At 69.0% G+C, this 18,672-nt stretch carries 18 protein-coding genes; 9 read left to right on the top strand and 9 right to left on the bottom strand.

Annotated elements, in window-relative coordinates:
• The first annotated feature begins 7 nt into the window (after nt 1-7).
• Genes U9J23_RS11295 through U9J23_RS11265 form a run of 7 tightly spaced genes read left to right on the top strand, consistent with a single transcriptional unit; the run spans nt 8 to nt 6,840 of the window.
• Complete coding sequence (locus U9J23_RS11295) at nt 8-1,024, top strand: MlaD family protein (protein ID WP_059381425.1); 1,017 nt, start codon at nt 8-10, stop codon at nt 1,022-1,024.
• The gene (locus tag U9J23_RS11290) at nt 1,021-2,058 is read left to right on the top strand and encodes an MlaD family protein (protein WP_059381424.1); all 1,038 of its coding nucleotides are present in this window, start codon (nt 1,021-1,023) and stop codon (nt 2,056-2,058) included. The genes U9J23_RS11295 and U9J23_RS11290 overlap by 4 nt, the downstream gene beginning before the upstream one ends.
• Nucleotides 2,058-3,074 (top strand): MlaD family protein, encoded by a 1,017-nt coding sequence (locus U9J23_RS11285; protein ID WP_059381423.1) that lies wholly within the window; start codon nt 2,058-2,060, stop codon nt 3,072-3,074. Before U9J23_RS11290 ends, U9J23_RS11285 begins: the two co-directional genes overlap by 1 nt.
• 1 nt (nt 3,075) lies before the next feature.
• Complete coding sequence (locus tag U9J23_RS11280) at nt 3,076-4,176, top strand: MCE family protein (protein ID WP_272266637.1); 1,101 nt, start codon at nt 3,076-3,078, stop codon at nt 4,174-4,176.
• Nucleotides 4,173-5,201 (top strand): MlaD family protein, encoded by a 1,029-nt coding sequence (locus tag U9J23_RS11275; RefSeq protein WP_272266636.1) that lies wholly within the window; start codon nt 4,173-4,175, stop codon nt 5,199-5,201. Before U9J23_RS11280 ends, U9J23_RS11275 begins: the two co-directional genes overlap by 4 nt.
• On the top strand, nt 5,198-6,148 hold the full coding sequence (locus tag U9J23_RS11270; RefSeq protein ID WP_272266635.1) for an MlaD family protein: 951 nt from the start codon (nt 5,198-5,200) through the stop codon (nt 6,146-6,148). The genes U9J23_RS11275 and U9J23_RS11270 overlap by 4 nt, the downstream gene beginning before the upstream one ends.
• A complete protein-coding gene (locus U9J23_RS11265; RefSeq protein WP_272266633.1) occupies nt 6,145-6,840 on the top strand; it encodes a hypothetical protein in 696 nt (231 codons plus the stop codon). The genes U9J23_RS11270 and U9J23_RS11265 overlap by 4 nt, the downstream gene beginning before the upstream one ends.
• 12 nt (nt 6,841-6,852) lie before the next feature.
• On the opposite strand, the gene U9J23_RS11260 is transcribed toward U9J23_RS11265, so the two are convergent.
• Nucleotides 6,853-7,686, bottom strand: coding sequence for a DUF3097 domain-containing protein (locus U9J23_RS11260; RefSeq protein ID WP_272266632.1), 834 nt, complete (start codon nt 7,684-7,686; stop codon nt 6,853-6,855).
• Between the two features lie 82 nt (nt 7,687-7,768).
• On the opposite strand from U9J23_RS11260, the gene U9J23_RS11255 reads away from it, so the two are divergent.
• On the top strand, nt 7,769-8,578 hold the full coding sequence (locus U9J23_RS11255; RefSeq protein WP_272266631.1) for a hypothetical protein: 810 nt from the start codon (nt 7,769-7,771) through the stop codon (nt 8,576-8,578).
• Between the two features lie 18 nt (nt 8,579-8,596).
• Here U9J23_RS11255 and U9J23_RS11250 read toward each other — a convergent pair whose 3' ends face one another.
• Complete coding sequence (locus tag U9J23_RS11250) at nt 8,597-9,427, bottom strand: class I SAM-dependent methyltransferase (protein ID WP_326602673.1); 831 nt, start codon at nt 9,425-9,427, stop codon at nt 8,597-8,599.
• A gap of 169 nt (nt 9,428-9,596) precedes the next feature.
• On the opposite strand from U9J23_RS11250, the gene U9J23_RS11245 reads away from it, so the two are divergent.
• On the top strand, nt 9,597-10,277 hold the full coding sequence (locus tag U9J23_RS11245) for a winged helix-turn-helix transcriptional regulator (RefSeq protein WP_326602905.1): 681 nt from the start codon (nt 9,597-9,599) through the stop codon (nt 10,275-10,277).
• Nucleotides 10,278-10,287: 10 nt separating this feature from the next.
• Here the strand turns inward: U9J23_RS11245 and U9J23_RS11240 are convergent, their stop codons facing one another.
• The 7 genes from U9J23_RS11240 to U9J23_RS11210 all read right to left on the bottom strand — a co-directional run bounded on the left by U9J23_RS11240 (nt 10,288) and on the right by U9J23_RS11210 (nt 18,503).
• Entirely contained in the window at nt 10,288-11,364 is a 1,077-nt protein-coding gene (locus U9J23_RS11240) for a ferrochelatase (RefSeq protein ID WP_059381415.1), read from the bottom strand.
• Between the two features lie 22 nt (nt 11,365-11,386).
• The gene (gene inhA, locus U9J23_RS11235; protein WP_016694069.1) at nt 11,387-12,193 is read right to left on the bottom strand and encodes an NADH-dependent enoyl-ACP reductase InhA; all 807 of its coding nucleotides are present in this window, start codon (nt 12,191-12,193) and stop codon (nt 11,387-11,389) included.
• Between the two features lie 46 nt (nt 12,194-12,239).
• Nucleotides 12,240-12,989, bottom strand: a complete 750-nt coding sequence (gene fabG1, locus U9J23_RS11230; RefSeq protein ID WP_326602672.1) for a 3-oxoacyl-ACP reductase FabG1 — start codon at nt 12,987-12,989, stop codon at nt 12,240-12,242.
• Between the two features lie 65 nt (nt 12,990-13,054).
• Complete coding sequence (locus tag U9J23_RS11225) at nt 13,055-14,035, bottom strand: VWA domain-containing protein (protein WP_059381413.1); 981 nt, start codon at nt 14,033-14,035, stop codon at nt 13,055-13,057.
• Nucleotides 14,032-14,991, bottom strand: a complete 960-nt coding sequence (locus tag U9J23_RS11220; RefSeq protein WP_059381412.1) for a DUF58 domain-containing protein — start codon at nt 14,989-14,991, stop codon at nt 14,032-14,034. The genes U9J23_RS11225 and U9J23_RS11220 overlap by 4 nt, the downstream gene beginning before the upstream one ends.
• Entirely contained in the window at nt 14,988-16,382 is a 1,395-nt protein-coding gene (locus tag U9J23_RS11215) for an AAA family ATPase (RefSeq protein ID WP_080968168.1), read from the bottom strand. The genes U9J23_RS11220 and U9J23_RS11215 overlap by 4 nt, the downstream gene beginning before the upstream one ends.
• 171 nt (nt 16,383-16,553) lie before the next feature.
• Complete coding sequence (locus U9J23_RS11210) at nt 16,554-18,503, bottom strand: NlpC/P60 family protein (RefSeq protein WP_326602671.1); 1,950 nt, start codon at nt 18,501-18,503, stop codon at nt 16,554-16,556.
• Between the last annotated feature and the right edge of the window lie 169 nt (nt 18,504-18,672).

Raw genomic sequence — 18,672 nt, 5'->3', positions numbered from 1 at the left:
GGAACCAGTGAGCGCAGCACAGTATTCGGGCTTCGGCCCCAGCCGCCGCGGACTCCGGATCCGCGGGCTCGCCGTCGTGGTCGCCGCCGCACTCGTCGTCACCGCGGCCTGGTGGGCCTCGCAGCCCGACCGTTCCGGAGAGGTGCAGTTCGCCGTCACCGCATCGAATCTCGGCGACGGGGTCTCCACCGACACCGCCGTGCGTCTGCGGGGCATCTCGATCGGATCGGTGATCGAGGTAGAACCGCAGGGCCCGCAGCAACAGATCGTCACGCTCAGTGTCGACGAGAACCGCGTCGACGAGTTGTCGACGGCCATGCACACCCGTTTCGTCTCGTCGAACATCTTCGGTTCCACCGCACTCGAGCTCATCCCGATGCCGGGCGGCGAGCCGATCCGAGCCGGCAGCACCCTCGCCCTCGGCGATGTCGGGGACTACACCGTCACCACGGTGCTGCGCGATTCCGGTCGTCTCCTGCTCGACGTGGTGACGCCACAGCTGTCGGACTCGATCGACAGCGCCGCCGAACTGACCCAGCAGATGGCGCCGCTGCTCGCCTCGTCGCTGCTCGTCATGCGCAACATCGCCCGCACCCAGAACGAGCCGCTCAGTGAGTTGCTGCCGAAATTCGCGGATGTCTCCGAAGGTGTCGCGGCGTTCACTCCGTCGGCACTGAACACTCTGTCGGCCATCGCGTCCGTCGAGGAACTCGAGGACGACTTCCGCACGCAGCAGGCGAGCGAGACGATCACCGAGGTCTCGCATCTGGTGCTCGCACTCTCGGGTGAGATCGTCGGCGCGCTCGGCCCCACTTCGTCTGCCGTCGACATGCTCCTCGACATCCTGATCCCGCTGAACCAGAGTCTGGGCGGGGTCACCCCCGACCAGGTCGACCGGCTCGTCGACGGCGCCGACGGCGCACTGCAGCACCAGGGCGACCGGGTGGTCCTGGGGGTGGACGTGCTCGTCGACACCTTCCCGGCCTTCCGGGTCCCGCTCGAGACCACCGGGGGTACCCGATGAGAACTCCACGCCAGGCAGCCGTCCGGCTCGCCCTGCTCGCCGGCGTCGTCGTCCTGATCGTCGTGTTGATCGTGCAGGCGATCGAACGCCCCGTCGGAGGATCGACCGTCGCCTACAAGGCCCAGTTCGGTGATGTCTTCGGCCTCAAGGAGAACGCCGACGTGCGCCTGCGGGGCGTACAGATCGGCAAGGTCACCGACATCTCGGTGTCCGACGGCAACCGTGCGCTCGTCGACTTCACGGTGCTCGAGGAGTACCGCCTGCGCGAGTCGGACCGGCTGCTCGTCAAGTTCCAGAACCTCACGGGTCAGCGCTATCTCGAACTCGATCGCAGTGAGGAGGGCGGTCAGGAGGTGGACCCGTCGGAGCTGGTCGTGAACACCGTCGACTCGTTCGACATCACCACGGTCTTCAACGGCCTCAAACCACTTCTGCGCGAAGCCGATCCGGCCGTCTACAACCGGCTTGCGACCAATGTGGCCGCGTTGATCGAAGGCAGCGAGTCCAGTCCGACGCCGGTGATGCGTGACATCGCCGAGCTCGCGAGTTACGCCGAGGACCGCAGCGCCCTGATGAGCACCCTGCTCGACAACTTCACGGCCCTCAACGAGCAACTCGAAGGCCGGTCCGAGAACCTCGAGAACATCCTCGAAGTCTTCCATTCGATCTTCACACCGCTGGTGACGCGCATGACCGAGTTCCTGTCCCTGACCAAGCTCGGTGCTCTCGAGATGGCGGAGGTCGACCGCACGGTGAACCTGCTCTCCCGGCTCGGCCTCGGTGCGCCCGCCGAGCACGACGGATTCCTCGAACGCAACGACGATTTCATCGTCCGGGTGGACCAGGTGATCCCGGACCCGCAGACGGCCATCGACACCCTGTCGGTGCTGCCGGGGATCTTCGAGGGCATCAACTCACTGGTGCCGCAGGTGGACGAGTCCCGCCAGTGCAGCAACGGCGCGGTGCAGTTGCCGATCGAGGCCGACGTGCTGCTCCGGGGCCGTCCCCTGACCATCTGCAACGGAGGTGCCTGATGCGCACCCGCCTGTTCGGACGACTCGACTTCGGCGCCGAGGACGCCGATCCCCGCACCCAGATGTGGTGGGCACTGTCGGGTCTGATCGTTCTCGCCCTCGTCGCAGGCATCGTCCTCGTGCTCTATCTGCGACCGGTCGGTTCGACGACCTACCGACTCGAACTGCCGGAATCGGCGGGGCTCGCTGCGGGCGACGACGTGCGCATCGCGGGTGTGCCGGTCGGGTCGGTCACCGGCCTGCAGCTGGCAGACGACCACGTCGACGTCGAGTTCACCGTGGACTCCGAGCATTTCGTCGGTGATCAGTCCTCCGTGTCGGTGCGGATGCTCACCCCCATCGGGGGCCTGTATCTCGCGGTGCACCCGGCCGGCCGGCAGCCGCTCACAGAGCCGATCCCCGAGAACCGCGCAGCACTACCGTTCCTGGTGAACGACATGTTCGAGGAGGCCACGGAGGTGGTGGAGGAACTCGACACCGAGGCGCTGCGCACCGCCCTGGACAAGACCGCGGCGCTGCTCGGCGAATCCCCGGATTCGGTGCGGATCACGGTCACCGATCTCGAAGCGGTCATGGACGTCATCGCGAATCAGAAGGACCAGATCGAGAGCCTGCTCGAGCTGTCCAACGAGTATCTCCGCACCGCCAACGACAACAAGGAGCTCGCGCTCGAGATCATCCGGGGCTACGCGATCCTCGGCCCGAAGATCGTCGAGGCACATCAGGACGTGAAGATCTTCGCCGACGGACTCTCCGGGCTCGCCGGGCTGCTGTTCGACTTCCTCAGCGGCCCGTACCAGGAGAAGGTCGAACCGATCATCCCGCACCTCGTCGAAGCCGCCGACAGCAGCGCGGAACTGTCGGCCTCCGTCGAGTCGATGACGGAATCCCTCCGTTCCACCCTCACAGGACTGGCGGCCGTCGCCGGTCCCGAAGGCCAGGCCCTTGTCGACCAGAGCGGACTGACGGTCCAGCGACCCGACGTCTGTCTCCCGATGCCGGGAACACGGTGCTGACGTGCGAACACCGACAACGAATACACGACGACTCGTTCCCGCGGTGACGGTCGTGGCGCTGGCCGTGGCCGGCGCGACCGCCTTCGCCGCGACCTCGGGGGACGACACCTCGATCTGCGCGTACTTCGAGGATTCCTACGGCCTCTACCCCGGTTCCCCGGTGACCATCCGCGGCATCTCGGTCGGGACCGTGCACCGGATCGAACCCGACGGTGCGCGCGTGCGCGTCGACATGACCGTCGGCGACCGCGAACTTCCCGCCGAGACCGGTGCGGTGATCACCAACGCGTCCATCCTCACCGACCGCAGGCTCGAACTCGTCGACGCCGATCCCCGGCCCGGACCGACCCTGTCTCCGGAGACGTGCATCGACACGGCGCACACCCGTACCCCCGTGAGCGTGTCGGATGCGCTCGGCTCGTTTTCCGAGCTCGTGCGTCAGATGACCGAGCGCGGGCCCGACGGGACCGCGCCGCTCGAATCCGCGCTGAAGGACGCGGGCCGCGAGTTCGAAGACCTGGGGCCGACGCTCAACCGCGAACTGCGCGACCTCGCAGACCTGCTGTCCTCCCCCGACAACTTCATGGACCAGTTGGGACAGGTCCTCGACAACTCGGCCGAGATGACGACCCTGCTCACCGGCGACTGGGAGAACGTCGAGTCCACGATCCGGACGTTCGCTCCGGGCCTGGCCGGCATCGAGCAGATGCTCGTCGTGGCGAAGATCCTCGTCGAGAAGCTGTCACTGGCCGTCGGACCGCTCGACCGGCTGTTCAACGAGCACTTCCCGTACCTGATGAACGCCCTGAACTCGACGTTGCCCACGCTGACGATGCTGCGCACGCAGGCGGAAAGCTCGAGCGAACTGCTCGCCACCATTCCGGGCACGATCACCATGCTCGAGACCATGGTGCAGACCCGTCCCGGCTCGATCGCCGTCGAACTCGACCCCGCCCGCGCCGAGGTGCCGACCCCCGACGCTGCGCTGACGTGCACGGCACTCGAGCAGATCGCACCCGACAGCTGCACCGTGGTGTCTTCCCGCTCAGTGTCGGTGCCGCTGCCCCAGTTGGTCCTGTCGACGATCGGAGCAACGCCGTGACCCGTTCGTTCTTCCGGTCCCGCCTTCTCATCGGTGCGGTCCTCACCGCTCTGGTGGCATTGTGCGGATGCAGTTTCGACCCCAGCGACCACGCGCTGCCCGGCTCCGGGGTGCGCGGACCGATCTACCGGCTGAACCTCGAATTCGAATCGCTGCTGAGCCTGCCGGCCGGGGCGGACGTCCGCTCCGAGGGCATCTCCGTCGGCACCCTGCGGGCGATCGATCTCGAGCCGCACAGCGCCGTCGCCCGGATCGACGTGCGCGAGTCGGTGATCGTGCCGGCGGGCACCCGCGCCGAACTGCGGCAGAACACCGTACTGGGCGACATCTACATCGCTCTGCTCCCGCCGAAGGACGGCAGCGGCGCGCCCTTGCAGGACGGCGACACGATCCCGCTGCAGGACACGGATCCGGGTCCGCAGATCGAGGACATGCTCGAACGGATCGCGATGTTCGTCAACGGCGGAAGCCTGACCCGTCTGCAGGATTCGCTCGCGCGACTGAACGACGTGCTGCCCGAGGACACGGAGGAGACCCGCGAGTTGTCGGCGCTCGTCTCCAACGATCTGAGCGAGGCCGCGGCGAACCTCGACCAGATCGATCGCATCGTCGTCGCGACGGAGGACCTGTCCCAACGGCTCGATGCCGCTCGCGACGACGTGGGGTTCCTGTTCTCCGACACCGCGCGACGACGTCTCGACCGGGTGCCGTACTTCATGGAGGCCGTGCTCAACATCGTCATCGACGTGAACACCATGGTCACAGGCCTGGAATGGCTGATCCCCCGCCTCCCGCACATCAACGACAACCTCGAGATCCTCACACCGCTGCTGCGCGAACCGTCGCCGAACGCCACCGAACTGCGCGGCAACGCAGCAGAACTCGTGGAGCTCGTCGACGAGAAGCTCGTCCCCTTCCTGCTCGAACCCGGCATCGACATCCGTGAGGTGACCATCGCCGGTAACGAGGGGAGTCCGGCGGCCGACGGACTGGTTCTCCTGCGCATGATCGGAGCGATCCCGTGACCCGAATCCCGGCCTGGATGTCCGCACTCGCCCTGACCCTCGTGATGATCCTGGGCACCTGGTATCTCGTCGTCGGTGTGCTGCAGATCGATCCGACCCGGCCCCGCGCGCACGCCGTGGTGGACATGCGCGACGCGGCAGGACTGCGCACCGGATCGAGCGTCGTCTACCGGGGGGTGAACATCGGGCGGGTCGACGGTATGGAGAACCTCGACGGTTTCGTCCGCATGAACATCTCCTACGAGGCCGAACACCGCATCCCCGTCGACAGCACCATGCGCGTCGAGAACCTGTCGTCGCTGGGCGAACCGGTGTTCTCGTTCCTCCCTGCCTCGACACAAGGGCCCTATCTCGAGGACGGCGCCCACCTGACCGAGGTCGTCGAGCTGCCCACCTCGGTCCCCGATCTCCTCGCCACCACTTCGGAGCTGCTCGAACAGACCGACGCCGAATCGCTGAACGAACTCGTCGCGACGTTCACCGAATCGGTTGCGGGTCTCGAGGAGACCATGCCCGCGGCGGGTCGTGGCGCCGAGCTGCTCCTGTCGACCCTGACCCGGCACGAGGGATCGCTGGAAACGGTACTGAGCGACCTGATGTGGATGATGGGTGACGTCGACTGGGTGCGGCCCGCGATGGTCGCGGCGCCTCCCATGCTCGACCAGTTCGGGGAGACCCTCGGTATCTCGTACGAGTACCTCTTCGAGGGGTCCTCGGTACTGAAGGGTGAGGAGATCCTCGGCTCGTGGCGCGAGGAGGAGATCGAACTCGCCGACTTCCTCAGGAGGTTCGCACCCGAACTCGGCGCGATCGGTGTCGCGCTCCGCCCGGTGACCCAGGCCACCGGTTCCGTGGTGGGCCGGATGGATCTCGGTACCCTGCTCGAACAGGCCATCGCGACCATGCCGGGCGACAGTGTCCGATTCACCGTGAACGTACCCCGATGAAGAAGGAAGAAATCGTCATGTCGAACACCGGACCTTCGAACACCGGGCCCTCGAACATCGGGGTCAGCGAACAGGAACCGGCCGTCTCCGCCCCTACCGCCACTGCCACCGAGGCGGGATGTCGCGGTCCGTGGTGGTCGTCGGTGCGTGCACTCGCGGTCGTCACGGTGCTCGCCGTCGTCGCCGCGGTGACCTTCGGGGTGCTGTGGGCGACCGACGACTCGTCCGAGCAGCTGCAGGCCCTGCAGAGCCGGCTCGACACCGAGGCCGAGGCCGAGGCCGTCGCCTCCGACTACGCGCTGAGCGTCTCCGAGGTCGACTTCCGTGACCTCGACACCTGGCGGACGGCGCTGACCAACGGCGTCAGCGAGCAACTCGCGCCGAAACTCGAAGGAGCCGTGGACGTCGTGGCTCCGTGGCTGACGCAGATGGAGTACACCGCCGACGCCCGTCTGCTCGCCGCCGAGGTGGCGAGCAACGACGGCGACACCTTCGTCGTGCAGGTGTTCGTCGACATGATCTCGACGAGCAAGCAGACACCCGACGGTGTCGCCGCCACCGCGACCTACACGGTGACGATGGACCGCGCGTCCGACTGGACCATCACCGACGTCGGCGGGGTGGGCACCGGCCTGCCGGGCGGCACCGGGGAGCCGGAACCTGCGCCGGCGCCGGCGGACGGGGGCCGCTGAGTTTCCGGTCGGTCAGCCCTCGTCGGGTTCGGTGACGAAGTCGACGAGGCGCTCGACGGCGCCGATGAGGTGCGATTCGAGATCGCGGAACGAGTTCACGGCGTTGTAGACGCGCCGCCAGCCGTCCTGCGGGGTGCCCCAGCCGAGTTCTCGGCAGACACCGGTCTTCCAGTCCTGGCCTCGGGGAATGGTGGGCCAGGCGTCGATGTCGACGGCCTTCGGCTTCACCGCCTGCCACACGTCGATGTAGGGATGGCCGGTGACCATCACGTGCGGACCGAGATTCGCGGTGAGGCGCTCTTCCTTGGAGCCGGTGACGAGGTGGTCGGCGAGGACACCGACCCGCCGACCCGGGCCGGGTTCGAACTCGGCGAGCCGGACACCGAGATTGTCCAGGCCTTCGAGTTGTTCGACGACCACGCCCTCGACCCGCAGGTCGTGCCCCCACACCCGTTCGACGAGGGCGGCGTCGTGCACGCCCTCCACCCAGATCCGGCTCCCCCGCGCCACGCGTGCGCGCAGACCGTCCACCCGGGTGGACCCCGAGGCGGATCTCGTCGGTGCGGAGGCGGGACGGATCTTCGGTTTGACGAGGGTGACGGGTGCTCCGTCGACCAGGAAGGCCGCAGGGCGCATCGCGAACAACCGGGTGCGCCCCTGTGCGTCCTCGAGCCGCACGAAGTCGCCGTCGTAGGTCTTCTCGATCCCCACGATCGCGCCGCACCAACCGGATGCGGCGTCCTCGACGACGACACCGCGCTCCGCCGCGAGTTCGGGGACGGCCTTCTTCTTGGTGCGGGCGTGACCGGCATAGATGTCGCCGCCGTAGATATCGCGTGGGCTCACGCCAGTCGACCCTAGGACATCGCGCGGGACCGCTCACGCTGCCACGCCGGACCGCTGCACCGGGTCGCCGTATGCTTTCGGGGTGAGTTCTCCGAGCCTGACGCTGACCGTGTGGGCGGGGTCCTGGCTGTCCGGTCACGCCTCCCCCGACGATGTGATCGATGCGCTGCACGAGTGGGCGCCGATGCATCTCGTGGGTGCCCACGACGCGGCGACGGCCTCCGCGGCGGGTCTGCCCGACCGGGGTGTGGCCGACGGTGCCGCCCTGCTGCTCACCCTGATCCGCCGCGTCGACTCCGCCGCCGGCGCCGGTCTGCATCTCGTCCTTCCCGCCCCGGGCGACGTCCGCGCACTGCCCGCCGGTACAGCCTTCGCCTCCGCGGCGCTCGCGGCCGGTGAGGGCGTCGTGGTGGGAGCGCCCGGCGCCCCCGGACTGGGTCTGGTGCCCGTGATCGAGGGCCCGGACGTCCTGCGGTGGAACGTCTTCACGCTGCCGGCGGTCCCCGAGATCGCCGTCGACGGTGGTCTCGGTGCGGCCGAGTTCGCGATCCGAGAGGCGGTGCGTGATGCCGCCTCCGCGTTGAGCGGGATCCCGACGGTGGGAACGGACGGTCGCCGCACCGATCCGCGGGCGGAGATCGCCGAGGAGGTCGCCGAGCTCGCCCGGCACCGCTACCCCCCGTCACTGCCCCCACGTGCCGTGCGCGTGCTGGACACCGCCGACCAGGTCGCGGCGATCCTCACCGTGGCCGGCCGCGGAGGGGGTCTGCGGGCCGGTTCGGCGTCCGCCACCACCGGTCGCGATGGTGCACTGCAGCCCCTGTGGGCCGCGGTGCGCGAGGCCCGCACCGGTGCGGTCGCGGCGGCTCTGCGGGCCGAGCACCATCACTGACCGCGGCGGCAGTGCGCATCAACTTCGTTGCGCGGTGACGAGCAGATACTCCCAATCCATCGCTCCCCCACCGAGATCGTGACGTTGGGCGAGCTCGAGCAGGTCGAGATCGAGAGCAGCGACCCGTTCGTGGTCGTCCGCGATGTTGCGGTACACCGCGATCGTGGGACCGTAGGCGGACTTGAAGAAGTCGCGGAAGTCCTCTCCGGTCGCGAAGCGTTCGACGCGCAGATTGTCGGTGCGTACCTGCAGGTCGGTGACACGGTCGCCGATCAACTCGCGCACGTGCACCTCGTCGCCCCACAGTGGCGGCGGCTGTGCACCCGGCGGAGGCGGTGGCGCATACGGTTTCATCGTCGCGAACATCTGCCCGATGAAGCCGCGGGGGGTCCAGCTCAGTAGACCGATGCGTCCGCCCGGCCGGGTCACCCGGAGCAGTTCGTCGGCGGCGGCCCGATGATGGGGCGCGAACATCACTCCCACACAGGAGATCACGGCATCGAAGCTCGCATCGTCGAACGGGAGCGCTTCGGCGTCGGCTTCCTGCCAGTCGAGCGTCGCACCTGCCGCTTCGGCGTCACGGCGGCCGACCTCGAACAGTTCCGGGGTCAGGTCGGTCGCGAGCACCGTCGCACCGGTGAGCGCGGCGGGGATCGATGCATTGCCCGATCCGGCGGCGATGTCCAGGACGCGGTCGTCCGGACCGATTCCGGTGGCGGCCACGAGAGTGGGGCCGAGTTCGGCGATGACCTCGGTCGCCACCGCCGGATAGTTGCCGAGTGCCCACATCGCCCGGTGCTTGGCCTTCAGGGCGAGATCGGCGTCGTGTGTCGTCAAGATGTCGGTCATCAGAGGATTCCTCCTGTCGAGGGACCCGGCGTCGGCGCCGTCGGAGAGGCGGTCCGGGTCACAGATCGACTGTAGGAACGCGGGCACGGTGTCCTCCAGTACACAATCTGTACTGCACGGCCGCACATTCGTGCTGGTCACCGCGGTCCGACCGGCCTACGATCCGATCATGGGCCCGCCCTACCACCAGTTCTGTCCCGTCGCCAAGGCGATGGAACTGTTCGACGAGAGGTGGACGCTGCTCGTGGTGCGCGAACTCGTGCTCGGCAGCGAACGGTTCAACGATCTCCGACGCGGCCTGCCCCGTATGTCGCCGACCTTACTGTCGAAGCGACTGCACCAGCTCACGGCAGCGGGCATCCTGCGGCGTCTCGAGGACGGGGCCGACGTCCGATACGTGCTCACACCCGCGGGACGCGACCTCGAGGCCGTCGTCGACGCACTCGGTGCCTGGGGTACGCGGTGGACCGGGAAGCTCGGCGACGTCGACCTCGATCCGCGGCTGCTGATGTGGGACATGCACCGGCACGTCGACCACGCGGCCCTGCCGGACTCCCGGGTGGTCGTGGAGTTCGTCTTCCCCGCGGTCACCCACGCGTCGCGCCGGTGGTGGATGGTCATCACGCCGCACGACGTCGACGTGTGCGACGAGGACCCCGGATTCGAGGTCTCGATCCGGGTGACGGCGGGGCTGCGGGAACTGACCGAGATCTGGCGTAGCGAAGCCACCTGGCCGGACGCACTACGTTCGGGCGCCGTGGTCGTCGACGGTCCGAGCGCTCTGCGCCGGTCTCTGCCGCGCTGGTTCGACTCTCCTCTGGCCTCACCGGCCGGGCACGCCGCCCGGTGAGGCGGGGGATCTATCGGTTCGCGGCCGGCCGGGACGGGCGTTTCGGCGGCTCGCAGCATCCCACGGCGCACAGGCTCCCGTTGCACGCGGACCCGAGCAGCGGTTCGGTGCCGCAGCGGCGAGCGGTGACCCCCTCGCGCTGTTCCTCGACGAGTTCGCGGACCAGCTGCGCGAAGCGCGGGTCGGTTCCGGCCGTCGCCGCACGCGAGAAGCCCATGCCCAGTTCGGCCGCACGGTCGCGGGCCTCGGTGTCGAGATCCCACACGACCTCGAGGTGATCGGAGACGAATCCGACCGGCACGACCACGACGGCGCGGACTCCCCGTTCGTGCAGCGCGTCGATGTGGTCGACGATGTCGGGCTCGAGCCACGGCACCTGCGGCGGACCGGATCGCGACTGCCACACCAGGTCGTAGTCGTCCTCGCCGAGAGCCTCGGCCACCAACCGCGCCGCTTCGGCGACCTGCCGACTGTAGAGACGGCCACCCTCCTCCGGCGGACCACCGGTCGCGTCGAAGGAGGTCGGCACGGAGTGGGCGGTGAACACCACCCGCGCGGAATCGCGCACCTCGTCGGCGAGTTCGACGCGGGCGGCGCGCACGGCGTCGGTGACGGCGTCGAGGAACAACGGGTGGTCGTAGAAGTGCCGGAGCTTCGTCAGCCGGGGCGCGTTCTCGACGGCGTCCCGCGCCCGGGCGATGTCCTCGTGGTACTGCCGGCATCCCGAGTAGCCGCCCCATGCGGAGGTCGCGAACACCAGGGCGTTACGGATCCCGTCGTCGCGCATCCGCGCGACGGTGTCCTCGACCATGGGATGCCAGTTGCGGTTGCCGAAGTAGATCGGCAGATCGATACCGTGCGTGTCGAACTCGGCGCGGACGTCGTCGATGATCGCCCGGTTCAGGGCGTTGATCGGCGAGACACCCCCGAAGTGCAGATAGTGCTGCGCGACCTCGTCGAGACGTTCCGGCGGGATCCCACGTCCGCGGGTGACGTTCTCGAGGAACGGCCGCACGTCGTCGGGTCCTTCCGGTCCGCCGAACGACAGCAGCAGCAGCGCGTCGTACGCCCCGGGGGTGTTCGTCATGGAAGTGCCTTCCGTGGTGCGGTCAGCTACCGAAGCCGACCTGGGAGTGGAAGCCACCGTCGACGTAGACGATGGATCCCGTGGTCCCGGGTAGCCAGTCGGACAGCACCGCACACACGGTCTTCGCCACAGGCGTCGGATCGTCGACGTCCCAGCCGATCGGGGACGCGGCCGACCATCCCTCGTTCAGTCGGTTCATCTCCGCGCCCGGGCCGGTCGCGTCGCCCGCGATGGCCTTGGCGGCGAGCGTCTTGATCGGGCCGGCCGCGACGAGGTTCGAACGGATACCGCGCGGGCCGACCTCCTTGGCCACGTAGCGGTTGACCGACTCGAGCGTCGCCTTGGAGACACCCATCCAGTTGTAGAACGGAACGGCCCGGGACGGGTCGAAGTCCATTCCGACGATCGAACCGCCCTCGTTCATGACGGGCAGGACGGCCTTGGCGAGCGCGCCGTAGGAGTAGGCCGACACCTCGAGCGCCACCGCGACGTCCGTCCACGGCGCGTCGAGGAACGGGCTGCCCAGGCACGACCGGGGTGCGAAGCCGATGGAGTGGACGACACCGTCGATCCCCTCCGGTGCGAGTTCGCGGATCTTGTCGGCGAGACCGTCGAGATCCTCCTGGTTCTGCACGTCGAGGCTGATCGCCGGCGGCACCGGCTGCGGGAGACGCTGTGCGATCCGGTCGATCAACCGGAGTCGCTCGAAGCCGGTGATGATCACCTTCGCGCCTTGTTCCTGCGCGGCCTTCGCGGTGTGGAAGGCGATCGAGGCATCGGTGATGATGCCGGTGACGAGAATGGTCTTGCCCTCGAGCAGTCCGCCCATGAGTGTGTCGGTCCTCCAGTGAGATTCGGATGTGGTCGCGAGACCGTCAGTGGCCCATGCCCATGCCGCCGTCGACCGGGATCACGGCGCCGGAGACGTAGGCGGAGTCGTCGGAAGCCAGGAAGCTGACGACGGCTGCGACGTCCTCGGGCTTGCCGAGTCGCTGCAGCGGGATGAACTTCTTCGCGGTGTCGCGCAGGTCGTCGGACAGATCCGCGGTCATGTCGGTCTCGATGAAGCCGGGAGCGACGACGTTGGCCGTGATCGATCGCGAACCGAGTTCGCGGGTGACCGAGCGGGCGAGACCGATGATGCCGGCCTTCGAGGACGCGTAGTTGATCTGGCCGGCCTGGCCGGCGAGGCCGACGACGGAGCCGAGGAAGATCATGCGACCCCAGCGGGCGCGGAGCATCGCGCGGTTGGCGCGCTTGGCGCACCGGAAGGCGCCGGTGAGGTTCGCGTCGATCACCGAGCTGAACTGGTCCTCGGTCATGCGCATCAGCAGGGTGTCGTCGGTGATGCCCGCGTTCGCGACGAGCACCTCGACGGGGCCCTGACGCTCCTCGACCTCCTTGAACGCGGCGTCGACCGAGTCGGCGTCGGTGACGTCGCACCGCACACCGAACAGGCCGTCGGGCGCGCCCGAACCGCGGTGGGTGACGGCGACCTTGTGGCCGTCCGCCTGCAGGCGACGGGCGACGGCGAGGCCGATTCCACGGTTTCCGCCGGTGACGAGGACGGATCGAGGGGTGACTCCCGCGCGCGTGGACGCTGCGGCACTTTCTGCGTCAGTCATGCATTCCAACCTATCTGGTGGCCGGTCCGGTACGGAAAACGCTCAGTGAGCGTGCACAAGGTGGATCAGGGCAGCCGCTGGCGCAACACCATGGCCGCGCCGAGCCCCGCGATCACCGACAGCGCTCCGAGCATGAGCCACGGACGGCTGGCGTCGCCACGGGTCGTCTCGAAACCGATCTGTTCCTCGAGCGTGTTGTAGGCGTCCTCGAGTTCCTCGAGGCTGGCGGCCGTGAAGAAACTCCCGCCCGAGAGGTTCGCGATCTCCTTGAGCGACGGATCGTCGACGGGCACGGGGATCCGATCGTCCTCGATGGTGACGGTGCCCGTCTGGGTGCCGAAGGAGATGGTCGAGACCGGAATCCCCTTCTCCGCTGCCTGTCGCGCCGCGGTGAACCCACCGCGGGGATCGTCGGGACTCTCGGGGACGGTCTGCTTGCCGTCGGACAGCAGCACGATCCGCGCGGGCGGCGCCTGGTCGCTGCCGCCGAGCACGGCGGCGAGCGTGTCGATCGACTGCATCGCCGTGAAGATCGCCTCACCGGTCGCGGTGCGCTCGCTCAACTGCAGGTTGTCGATCGCGGACTTGGTCGCCTCCCGATTGGTGGTCGGCGAGACCAGGACCGAGGCGGTCCCCGAGAATGCGACGAGACCGAGGTTGATGCCGGGCGTCAGGTCGTCGGCGAACTGTTTGGCCGCCTCCTGCGCGGCCGCGAGTCGCGTGGGTGCGACGTCCGTGGCCTCCATCGACAACGACACGTCGATGACGAGCACGACCGTGGCCCGGTTGCGCGGCACCCGCTGTTCGGCGGTCGGGCCGGCGAGCGCCACGGTGAGGAAGACAAGGCCGACGAGCAACAACGCGACGGGGATGTGCCGGGCGCGTCCCGGGCGGGCGGGTGCGACCTTCTCGAGCAGCTCGAGATTGGTGAAGCGCAGCGTGTTCGTCTGGCGCCGGCGTTGGACCAACACGTAGGCGCCGCCGAGGGCAGCGACGACGAACAGCAGCAGCAACCACCACGGTGAGGTGAAACCGGACAGGCTCATCGTCCCCCCTGCCGTGCGGGTGCGCCGAAGCTGTGTCGCCGGGCCGCGACGAACCGGACGACGTCGCCGATCCAGTCGCGGTCGGTGCGCAACGTCAGCACGGGTGCACCGGAACTGCGCAGCGCCTGGTGCACGGCCGCGCGATGTTCGGCGGCGGCCTGCGCGTAATCGGCCCGCAGTTCGGGAGTGGTCGTGAATTCGCGGGTGCGGCCCGTCTCCGGGTCGTGCAGCACCACGTCGCCCAGATCGGGCAGTTCGAGGTCGCGGCGGTCGATGATCTCGACGGCGAGCAGTTCGTGCCGGCCGGACAGCGCCCGCAGGGATCGCTCCCAGTCGAGCGGACCGAGGAAATCACTCACCACGACAGCCAGACCGCGGCGGCGCTGAGGACGTCGCAGCGACTCGACGAGCCCCTGGAGATCGCCACGGGTCCCGTCGGGTGCGTGCGGGGTGGTCGCGACGGTACGCAGCAACGATTGGGCGTGCAGCCGTCCGCCGCGCGCGGGGACGCGGATCGTCTCGCTGCCGGTGGAGATCACCGCGCCGATCCGGTTTCCACCGCCGGTGGTCAGATGTGCGAGCGCGGCCACCGCTGCGATCGCCAGGTCGCGCTTCTCGCACATGCCGGTACCGAAGTCCAGGCTGGCCGACAGGTCGACCGCGAGCCACGTCTCGAGTTCCCGGTCGGCGACCGTCTGCCGCACGTGCGGGTGCGTCGTGCGCGCGGTGACCGACCAGTCCATCTGCCGCACGTCGTCGCCCGGTTGGTACTCGCGGGCGTCCCCCGGTTCGGAACCCGGGCCCGGGATCAGACCGAGGTGGTCGCCGTGCAGGACGCCGTCGAGACGGCGCCGCACGGTGAGCTCGAGGGTGCGGAGCGCGGCGGTGAGCGCGGGATCGCGCAGTTCACCGGAGCGGAACCGCGGTGGCGACCCGTCGTGAGGACGTGTGCTCACCGCGCGCCCGCACCTCCCTGCGGACCGGGTGCACCGACGGGCGCCTGCTGACCGGCAACGGCCCGCGGATCTGCGGGCGCCGGGCCGGGAGTCGCGGTCGGTACGGGTGCGTTGGCCTGCGGGGCGACCTGCGGAAGACCCACGGTCTGCAGGATGCGCGTGATGATCTGGTCCGGGGAGACATCGTCCGCGAGCGCGTCGTAGGACAGCACCAGGCGGTGACGGAGCACATCGGGAATGACGTCGACGATGTCCTGCGGCACCACGTAGTCGCGGCCGCGCACGAGCGCCAGGGCACGCGCCGAGGAGATGATGCCGAGCGTCGCGCGAGGCGAGGCACCGTAGGCGATCCAGCCCTGCACGTCGTGCAGGCCGAGCTCGGCGGGCCGACGCGTCGCGAAGATGACCCGCACGACGTAGTCGACGAGCGCGTGGTGCACGAACACACGTCCGGCGATCTTCTGCAGGCGCAGGAGCTGCTCGTTGTCGAGCACCTGCTTCGGTTCGGGAGCGGCGACACCCATCCGGTAGACGATCTCGCGTTCCTCCTCCACCGTCGGGTAATCGACGAGGACCTTGAAGAGGAAGCGGTCGCGCTGCGCTTCCGGCAACGGGTAGACGCCCTCGTTCTCGATGGGGTTCTGCGTCGCCATCACGAGGAACGGCTCGGGCATCGGGAAGGTCTTGCCGCCGATGGTGACGTGGCGTTCGGCCATCACCTCGAGCAGCGCCGACTGCACCTTCGCCGGGGCGCGGTTGATCTCGTCGGCGAGCACGAAGTTCGCGACGACGGGTCCGAGTTCGGTGTCGAACTCCTCGCGTCCCTGCCGGTAGATGCGGGTACCGACGAGGTCGGTCGGCACGAGGTCGGGAGTGAACTGCACGCGCGAGAACGATCCACCGACGACCTTCGCGAAGGTCTCGACGGCCAGCGTCTTCGCGACGCCGGGAACGCCTTCGAGCAACACGTGCCCGCGCGCGAGCACACCGACGAGCATCCGCTCGACCAGCAGATCCTGGCCGACGATCACACGCTTGACCTCGTAGATGGCCCGTTCGAGGAGACGGACGTCGTCGGCCGGGTCGTACGCCTTCGCGGGAGCGTCGCCGGGTTTCCGCATATTCGCGCCGGCTGTCTGCGGAGCAGGCGAAGTGTTCACGCCGGCTGCCGGCTGAGCGGTCGCACCAGGTCCCTGCTGGGCGTTCGCACCGGGCCCCTGCGGAGCCGGTTGGGCGTTCGCACCGGACCCCTGCGGGGCCGGACCGTTCACGCCGGCCGCCTTCGGCGCCGGCGCGGCGCCCGCCGCAGCCTGGTTGTTCTTGCGTCCGTCGTTACCGCCCTCGTTGCCCGGCGTTGCCGAACCGGACGTCCCACCCTCGCGTGAGGTCACCAACAATCCACCGCTTTCGCCTACGTCGCTCCGCTGGAAACACCTGCTGCACCACTATTGCAGGTGCCGGCTCGGTGTGTCGTCGCCCCTGCACCGACCGGGAGACGGCACCCGGAAACGACCGGATGAAGCCCCTCCTCGGTGGTGCGAGGGCCGCGGCAAACCTCGCCCTCACGACACCATGCGCACCACGTACGGTGTCATGCCGCCCCAGCGTACCGGCGAGATCTTCACGAACGATCCCGACTGCGGCGCCTCGAGCATCTGTCCGTCACCGAGATACAACGCGACGTGCTGGCTGGCGTTGGGCCCGTAGAAGATCATGTCGCCCCGCCTCATCTGCGACGACGGGACCTGCGTGCCTGCCGTGTACTGGTAGCCGGTGTAGTGCGGGAGCGAGATGCCGATGCCCGCGAATGCGTAGATCATCAGCCCGGAACAGTCGAAGCCGACCTTGGCGTAGTCGCCGTGGACGTCGGCGACGCCGCCGTCGCGGATACCGCGGGTCGGGCCGTTCTCGTTTCCACCACCCCAGGCGTACGGGACGCCGATCTGGGACATCGCGCGGTCGATGACGATCTCCACCGCAGCGGGACCGGTGACGGACGGACGCGACGGGGTGCTGGGCGTCGAATTCGGTGTGGAGGGACGGGAACCCGATCCTCCGGTGCCCGATCCCGGGGATTCGAAGACGGGGTCGCCCGGATCCGGGTTGTCCCAGTCGATCCCACCGTCGCTACCGGTGCCCTCGTCGTCGCCCTCGTCCGGGATCGTGCCGCTGTCGGTATCGTCCGGGACGGTGTCGTCGGTGTCATCGGGGACGGTTCCACCGTCGTCGTAATCCGGGACCGTTCCACTGTCCGTGTCGTCCAGAACGTCGTCCAGGACGCTTCCCCGGTCGCCGTAATCGGGGACGGTGACGTCCTCGGTGTAATCCGGCGTACTCGCGTCGGTGTCACTCCTATCGGGGCCACTCGCATCGGTGTCACTGCCGTCCGACGCTCCGGATTCGGTGGTGACCTCACCCGGTGAGGTGACGTCGCTGCCGCCGGTCGACGGAGATTCCTCGATCAGGGTGTGGGGGCGCCGGCCGTTGGCGAGTTCCGCCGCGCGCGCTCGGGCTGCGGCGTCGGCGGCGACCCGCTCGGCCGCCTCCGCCGCCGCGACCCGTGCCGCCTCTGCGGCCGCTGCGGCAGCTGCTTCCTCGGCCGCGCGGCGACGCTCCCAGTCCTGGTACTGCGCGCGTTGCCCTTCGAGGCCCGCGACGTTGACGCGGGCCCGGTCGAGTTCGCTCTGCGCGCTCGCACGTTCCTGCTCGATACGCGACTTCTCGGCGGCCTGCCGACCGAGTTCGGCTCGCGCGACGGCGATCGCGGCCTCTGCCTCTGCCCTGCGCTGCTCGGCGGCCTCCGCTGCCGCATCGGCCTCGAGCTTGGCTGCGCGTGCCCGCGAATGGGAGTTGGCCTCCTGCGCCCGGGCGCGCTGGAGCGCATCGAGCACTGCGGTGCGCCCGGCCGACAGCAGTCGCATGACCTGGGCGCGGTCGAGCAGATCGTCGGGCCCGTCGACATCGAGGAAGGCCGCGAGGGAGACCGAGTTGGCGCCGCGGGTGTAGCTGTCGCGGACGAACGCGTCGAAGTTCTTCTGGGCAGCGGCGATCCGGTCGGCGGCGTCGTCGAGTGCGCGGCGGGAGTCCACGACCACCCACTCGGCGAGGTCCGCCGCGTCGCGCGCGCTCTGGAGGTCGACGAGCGCCCGGTTGACGTCCTCGCGGCGGATGGCGACCTGCGCATCGAGCTCGGCGAGCTGCTGATCCGCGTCGGCGATCCGGACGATCAGCTGCCCGACCCGATCGATGTTGGCCGCGACCGCTGCACCCGCGCGGTCGATCTCGGCGTCGGAGGGGTTCGGCGGCGGGGGCGGTGCGGCGGACGCCGTGGTGGTCACGGTGAGGAGCACGGCTGTGACCAACCCCAAACCGGCAAGGAGCGTGCCGGTACGCGTCCGCGGGGCGCGACCGGGTGCCGGTCCGTCGGGTCGACGGCCTGCAGTGAGCGTCGTGGCGGTGCCGTCCGGCCCCGACCGTCGCGGAATCCCTCCGTGGATACCGAACCGTCTCACTTGCGTCTCCCTCGGTCGCACCTGGTGGCCGAGACATCCGGCCAGACGACCCGAGGAAGGCAGGCAGCATCCGCCGGCCGTGGGTGCCCCACGGCTCACACGCTGCAGTCGTACACCGGTTGTGGGCAGCGTCCCCACGAGCCGGGTTGTGACACACCTTCCCCAAGAG

The sequence above is a fragment of the Rhodococcus sp. PD04 genome, from assembly GCF_035918275.1.
In the GTDB taxonomy this organism is placed as follows: Bacteria; Actinomycetota; Actinomycetes; order Mycobacteriales; family Mycobacteriaceae; genus Rhodococcus; species Rhodococcus rhodochrous.
The sequence above is the reverse complement of the archived record's forward strand: the minus strand, read 5'-3'. Positions and strand labels throughout refer to the sequence as shown.